Genomic DNA, 6,978 nt, shown 5'->3' on the forward strand with positions numbered 1-6,978 from the left:
AGTCCCTCAAAGAAATCTGATCCGCGTTTACCAATCATTATCCTTAAAAATGTTTAATCCGTTTACCAAATTCCACGGGAGTCCGCATGGACATCGAGCAGTTATACATCATCGATCGGCCCAGCCTGACGCAGCGGCTGTTCGGCATGCTCGCGCGCAAGGCGCGGAAAAATGACGCTAAAACCCATTCCGTGTGGGCGGGGTTGGTCGCTCCGCTCTCGACGGTCGGTGCTATTGAAGCCCTGAGCAAGCAGTGCGGCAAGCCCACGGCCAGAGAGGTGCTGACCGCCGCCCTGCCGGTGGGCGATGGCGACATGGACCCCCGATTCGCGCAGGTTGCGCTCGCCCGCGCCGGGCTCGAAGCGCGCTGGGAGCGCGTGCCGCTGGGCCGCCTGGCCGCGACAGACATGCCCTGCCTGATGCCCTTGATGGATGGCGGCGCGGTGATCCTGCTCGCGCTGCCGGATCGCAAGACGGCGCTGGTGCTCGATTCAGACGGAGAGAAACAGGTTCCGCGCGAGGCTCTGGACAGCCTTGCCTTTGGCGACATCCTTATATGCGGTCATGTTGACCCGGAAAACGGGCTGGGCTTTGACGAGGAACGCGATTTCGTGCGCCGCAACCCGCGCCTCTGGGCGCTGGGCGTATTCCTTTCCGAGCGCAAGCGGCTGGTGCAGATGCTCGCCGCCGCCGCCTTCATGAACCTCACTGCTTTGGCGATCCCGCTCTATATGCGCGCGATTTATGACCGCGTGGTGCCCAATCTCGCGATTGAGTCGCTCTGGGCGCTCTCAGCGGGCATAATCATGGTGCTGGTGTTCGAGTTTCTGTTTCGCCACGCGCGCATGACCTTTGTCGATGCGGTCGCCGTGCGCGTGGGTCAAGCGGTGCAGCACCGGGCCATGACGAGCTTTCTCAACGGTCGCTTGGGCAGGCGCGACAATAATGTCGGCAGCCTGATGACAGCGCTGCGCGATGTGGAGGGACTGGCGATGCTGGTGCCTCAGATGCTGGTGACATTCCTTGTCGATGTGCCATTCTTCTTCGCGTTTGTCGTGCTGATCGGCATGATCGCTGGGCTGACCGCTACCGGGCCGCTGATCGGCGCGGCGGCGATGGTGTTTATCGGTGCGGTGGCCGCCTATGCCAGCAAGCTGTCGGCGAAGCGGGCGACCAAGCTGATGCAGGCGCGCAACAACCTCGTCGTCGATGTTGCCGAAGGGCTGACCACGATCAAGGCCAATCAGGCCGAGGGACGCTTTTTGCGCCAGTGGGATATCGTCTCAGACCATATCGGCATGGCGGGCCGCGCCGCGCGCAAGTGGAACGATATGCCCGGCTCGGTATCCACCTTGCTTGTCCAGCTCGTCACCGTGATGGTGATCATCATCGGCGTGTTCCAGATCAAGGCCGGGGTGATGACGACTGGCGCGCTGGTGGCGGCTACGATGCTCGCCGGGCGGGCAATGGTGCCGGTTTCTGGCGCGATCGCAATGATATCGAAGGGCTATCAGAGCCTCTCGCAGTTTGCTGGCCTGGCCGATCTGCTGGCGATGGAGCCGGAGCGCGATGTGTCCGACCCCTCTATCCGCCGCACCGAAATCACCGGAGATATCCGCCTGCGTGGTCTCTCGTTCACTTATGAAGGCGCGGCGGAGCAAAGCCTGCGCGGCATCTCGCTCGCTGTCGAGCCGGGAGAGAAGATCGCGCTGATCGGCCGCTCCGGCTCCGGCAAATCGACCCTGCTTCAGCTCCTCTCCGGCATGCTCAGCCCCGGCGAAGGGGCGATCACGGTCGATGGGCATGCGATGGACCAGTTCGCCTCCTCCCATTTGCGTCAGAGCATCGTCTATTCCGGGCAGGACGCAGTGCTGTTCAATACCTCCATCTGGGACAATATCCTTCTCGGTATGGAAGAACCTGATCCGGCGGTTGTGGAGCGCGCGATCCGCGCCGCGGGGCTGGATCGCTTCATCGACCGCAGCGTTGAGGGCTATACCCGCAAGGTAGGCCCACGCGGCGCGCATTTATCGGGCGGGCAGCGCCAGTCGGTGCTGATCGCCCGTGCGATGGTGCGTAATCCTGCCATCCTGCTGCTTGATGAGCCGACGGCCAATATGGACATAGACTCCGAGCAGGCGGTGATTAATGGCCTTCGGCAAGCTGCGGCGGACACGACCGTGATCGTCGCCACGCACCGCATGGCCCTGCTCGATCTGGTGGACCGGGTCATCTGGCTGGAGGAAGGCCGCGTGTTTGCCGACAAACCCAAGCAGGAAGTGCTCGCCCTGCTGCGCGGGCAGCAGCAGCAAAAAGCCGCCTGAATCCGGCCTGGCGCCCGTCCCGTTAGGACTTGCTTAGGGGAATTGGTTTAAGCCGGATTCACCAAAGTGGGCAGATGGCCGTTTTTTACGGTCATGAAACAAGGAGGCAAAGCAGGTGGCCGGCGCATCATCCGACGGCGAAGTCAACCATTGGCCGGCGTTCGTGGATGTTCTCACGACCGTCATCATGGTCGTGACCTTCCTGCTTGTTATCATGAGTTCCGCCGTGATGGTGCTCTCGCAACGCGCGATGGAGCAGTTCAAAAAGGCCTATGCCGCGCAACAGCAGCAGGATGCGACGACGGACGATCAGGCAAAGTCACAGAAGGTCGGCGGAGCAGCCGGGCAGCAAGTGAACCCCATCCGCTCCCCGCGCGATGCAGAGACCGGCACGTCCATTGCCGAGCTGGGGTCCATCCTGAAATCCGAGATGATCGTCAACAGCACCGACAAGCTGTCGGTCCGCACACGCGCCACACCGGATACGATGAAGCTGAAGGTCAAGGCGCTGGAAAATGCCGACGATACCAAAGGCGTAGAGGTTCAGACAGCAGAGATGCTGCTGCGCGTCGATTTCGAGCCGCTGGCGGTGCGCTATTCAGACGAGAACGAGAAGGCGGTGCTCGCCTTCCTCAAGCCGCGCGTAAAGCCGGGCATGAAATATGAAATCTGGTCACTGGCCTCGCAAGATAATTCCATTTCTGAAGCGCAGCGCCTCGGCTTCTATCGCGCGGCGATGACCCGCAACATCCTCATCCGCGCAGGGATCAGCCCGGCGAACATCACAACCCAGATCCGTGTGACAGACCCCGGATCGAAGGACGGGCACAATGTGCGCGTGGTCCTGAAACCCTAGGTTCAGCAGACAAGGCTTATGGAACAGAAAATCCGCTCAGAGCTGATGAAGATGACCGGGATCATGGTGATCCTGGCGGGCTTGGGCATTTATGCGCATGAGTTCGTCATAGACGGCATCATGGCGAAGGCCGCGCTGAACCTCAGCATTTTTGCGCTGTTCGGACTGGCGGCGTCCATCGCGTTTCGCCATGTGATCGCGCTGAAGAACGAGGTGGTGGCCCTGAAGGCGCTGCAGGTCGATTACGGCGAGCGTGCGCGTCGCCCGCTCGACCCCTACAAGCATCCTGCAATCCTCTTTGAGGAGCCGGAGTTGCTCGGCCATGGCTATAACCTCATCGCCGAGGAAATGAGCAAGAAGGAAAATTTCCAGATTTCCAACGCGACCGTGCAGATGATCCTGCACGATGTCGACATGCGCATCAACGACCGCAAATCGACACTGATGTATTTCTCTGGCCTGATGGTGTTCCTCGGCCTGCTCGGCGCGTTTATGGGCCTGATGAAGACCGTGCATTCGGTGAGTGACCTCATCGGCAGCATGGACATGAGCGGCAAGGGCGGCACGGACGCCTTCGGCAAGATGATCGAGGGCATGAAAGCGCCCTTGAACGGCATGTCGGTCGGCTTCTCGTCATCGCTGTTTGGCTTGATGACATCGATGGTGCTGGGCGCGCTCGAACGCTTCATGACCAGCGCTATGAAGACGTTGCGCAACGAGTTCGAACACTGGTTGGCCAATGTCTCTGCGCTCGAAGCACCACAGAGCGACAGCGCACAGCGCGAGACGGTGGAGCTGGGCAACGTCATCCGTGCGCTGGAGCTGGGCGGCAAGCATCTGCGCGATCTGCGCGAGACGGTGCTGGACAGCGCCCTGACGCAGCAGCAGACCCAAAGCGCGGTGGCAGAGATGACCGGCGCTGTCGCCAGCCTCGGCCGTTCGACCGAGAAGCTCTCTGACCCCACCCCTTTGCTCCAGCCGATATCGGACTGCGTGGCAGAGCTGGCGAAGAACCAGACGATGATGGTGGCGCAATTCAACGGCCTCATCAGCGAAGCGCAGCGCGACCGCGACACCATCTCTCATGCGCTGGCGGAAATGCGCGATATGATCGAGCGCAACAATGCGCTTTCCGGCGCGCGCCTCCATGCGCAGATGGATCGGATGACCACTCTTCAGGCCGAGCTTCTGGCGAAAGATGGCTCCTCGCTCAGCGTGTCGCATTATCGGCGCGAGGGGGAAGGCGGCGGCATATTGTCGCGCATGGCCGGATTGCTGGTAAAAGGCGAGGCGGTCGTGGAGGCCGCGCGCGAGCGCCGCAGGCTGCGTGCAGAGGTGCGGCGGATGCTGGCGGGCCAGCGGCGGCTGGTACGCAAGGTCGAGCGCACGTTCGGGGGCTCGCTGGGCCGGATTGAGCAGGCGCGGGAAAAAGATGCGGAGCTGATCGCCCGGCTGGCGATGCAGGCCGAAGCGAACAACGCACGTCTTGCTGTGTTGATGGAGCGGCTCCAGCTGGCAGACGAGGCCGGTGACGGCGCGGCTCCCGCACTGGCGGCTGGCATGCATGGCGCCCGGCTGGAGATGGAAGTGCTAAAGCGCCGCCTCGATGCGCTCCAGGAAAGTGACGATGCCGCGCGCGCTGGCACTCAGCAGCAGGATGCCCCGCGTGCCACCGGCACGGACGGAAATCCTGTGGGCTGATACGGAACGGAACGCAGATATGAAACTCAACCCGCTCTCTTACTTCCGCAAGGAAAAACGCGATTTTACCCGCGTTGCCCAGCGCTTTGGCTGTCAGATCGATGGATCACTGATGATGATCGACCGCATGATGGGTTACGAAGGGCGCGTCATCAATTTCTCGGCTGGCGGCGCCATGTTCCGCCCCAAGCTGGTCTACCTGATGGATCGGCGCGATATTCCCGTGGCGCTCACGGTGGGTGGCGAGGAAATGTTTGGCCGCATCATGCGCACCACCCCGGACGGCTTCGGCATCAGATTCGATGAGCCGCTGGAAGAGGAGCAATTGCTGGCCATGCTCTCCAACGATCGTACCCGCAAGGAAAGCGATGACATAGAGTTTTTCGTGGACTGATGCTTCTTTGGGACAGCATCGCCGCCTGTCTCATAATGGGACAGCTATTTACAGGATTTTAACCATAACCGGTCATCACTGCACCCATACCAATGGGGATTGGCAAGGAGACCTTAAGTGGCAAAGCAGAGTATAACGCGCGCGATGGCCGGGGGGCTGCGGTATGGCGCTTCTGCCATGACGATCGCGCTGACGGCGCTCCCTGCTATTTCTGTTCATGCTGAGGATGGCAGTGCGCCCGGCGGTTGGGGCGCCTATTCGGCTCGTTTGCACGATCCCTATGCCGATCCGCAGAGCACGAAGGAAGGTGCGGTGATGATCGCCGCCGTGATCGCGCAGCCGGATCAGGCCCGGTCATCAGAGCAGGGAGGCTCTGCCCAGTTGCAAGAAACCCCTGCCAACGAGGAGCCACCCGCAGGTACAGTCGAATCGCTCCGCGCCTCCATCGTGCAGGCCTTGCGGGAAAACCCGGAAATCCAGATCGCCCTCGCGCGGCAGGACGATGCCCGCTATGGGGTTCATGAGGCATGGTCTGGCTATTTGCCACATGTCGACATGACCGTCGCTATCGGCAAGGAATATAATCAGCCCGATTTTGGCAGAACCACCACCTTGCGCCGTACCGAAGGCGTGGTGACTGTGAACCAGAATATCTGGGATTTCGGCACCACAGCGAACGACATCGCCCGTGCTCGCGCCAGCTATCGTAGCGCGCAGTGGAGTACGCGCGAGCGGATCGAGGCGATCGCCTATGATATTTCCCAGGCCTATCTCAATGTGCTCGAACGGCAAAAGCTGGTCGATCTGTCCGATCAGGAAATCGCTGCGACCGAAAAAATCCTGAGCATGGTCTCGATCCAGTCCGATCTCGGCCTCACAACGCCTGCCGATGTCAGCCGTGCCAAGGCGCGGCTCGATAATGTGAAGGCCAAGCTGCTTGATCGCAAGAGTGCGTTGCAACAGGCGCGCGAGGCCTATCGCCGTTTGACCCGCCGGCTTCCCGGCATGACGGTGGATCTGCCGCCTGCGGACAAGGCACTGCCCGCCTCGGCACCGGCTGCGGTGGCGATGATCGACGATCACAACCCGCGCATGGCGCAGGCGGTGCAGGATCGGCGCTCGCTCGAAAAGCAGCGGGCAAGCCAGACCGGCACCTTTTTTCCGCGTGTGGGCCTCGTCGCGCAAGGCAACTGGAAGGACGATGTGCAGGGGCCAACCGGCACCAACCGCGATGCCCGTGCGATGGTGACGGTGAGCTACAGCTTTTTCAATGGGGGGCGTGACATCGCCACCCGCAATCGCCTCTCGGCGCGGCTGCGCGAGGCAGATTATGAGCTGGATCGCCGCCGCCGCGAGGTAGAGCAGGATATTCGCATAGATTTCAACGCGCTGGAGGCCGCGCGCCAAAAGATCAGCACGATTGAAAACGAAATCACCGCCACGGAGAAAGTGGCCGACCTCTATAAACAACAGTTCCGCGAGGGCCGTCGCTCTGTTTTCGATCTGCTAGACAGCCAGCAGATCCTGTTTGATGCCAAGGCGCGCCGCCTCACCAACAATACCGACAAGATGCTGGCCGAGTTCCGCGTGCTTCAGCAACTCGGCGGCCTGTTTGATCTGGTGAGCGACGGTCAGCCCCTGCCGAAGATTGTGATGCCCGCGCCAGGCAGCAAATAATGCGGCCCTGCTCACGCTGTGGCCCG

5 protein-coding genes are annotated in these 6,978 nt (G+C 61.4%); all 5 read left to right on the top strand.

Features of this window, described 5'->3' with window-relative positions; translation table 11 throughout:
• Positions 1 to 86 precede the first annotated feature (86 nt).
• The 5 genes from EQG66_RS05750 to EQG66_RS05770 all read left to right on the top strand — a co-directional run bounded on the left by EQG66_RS05750 (position 87) and on the right by EQG66_RS05770 (position 6,952).
• On the top strand, positions 87 to 2,324 hold the full coding sequence (locus EQG66_RS05750) for an ATP-binding cassette domain-containing protein (protein WP_129403645.1): 2,238 nt from the start codon (positions 87 to 89) through the stop codon (positions 2,322 to 2,324).
• A gap of 115 nt (positions 2,325 to 2,439) precedes the next feature.
• Positions 2,440 to 3,180: a hypothetical protein gene (locus EQG66_RS05755; RefSeq protein ID WP_129403646.1), complete on the top strand. Its 741-nt coding sequence runs from the start codon at positions 2,440 to 2,442 to the stop codon at positions 3,178 to 3,180.
• Between the two features lie 18 nt (positions 3,181 to 3,198).
• On the top strand, positions 3,199 to 4,881 hold the full coding sequence (locus EQG66_RS05760; protein WP_129403647.1) for a hypothetical protein: 1,683 nt from the start codon (positions 3,199 to 3,201) through the stop codon (positions 4,879 to 4,881).
• Positions 4,882 to 4,900: 19 nt separating this feature from the next.
• Complete coding sequence (locus tag EQG66_RS05765; protein ID WP_164975602.1) at positions 4,901 to 5,275, top strand: PilZ domain-containing protein; 375 nt, start codon at positions 4,901 to 4,903, stop codon at positions 5,273 to 5,275.
• Between the two features lie 117 nt (positions 5,276 to 5,392).
• Positions 5,393 to 6,952 (top strand): TolC family protein, encoded by a 1,560-nt coding sequence (locus tag EQG66_RS05770; RefSeq protein ID WP_129403649.1) that lies wholly within the window; start codon positions 5,393 to 5,395, stop codon positions 6,950 to 6,952.
• Positions 6,953 to 6,978: the final 26 nt, after the last annotated feature.

Source organism: Sphingobium fluviale, assembly GCF_004122115.1.
Lineage (GTDB): Bacteria > Pseudomonadota > Alphaproteobacteria > Sphingomonadales > Sphingomonadaceae > Sphingobium > Sphingobium fluviale.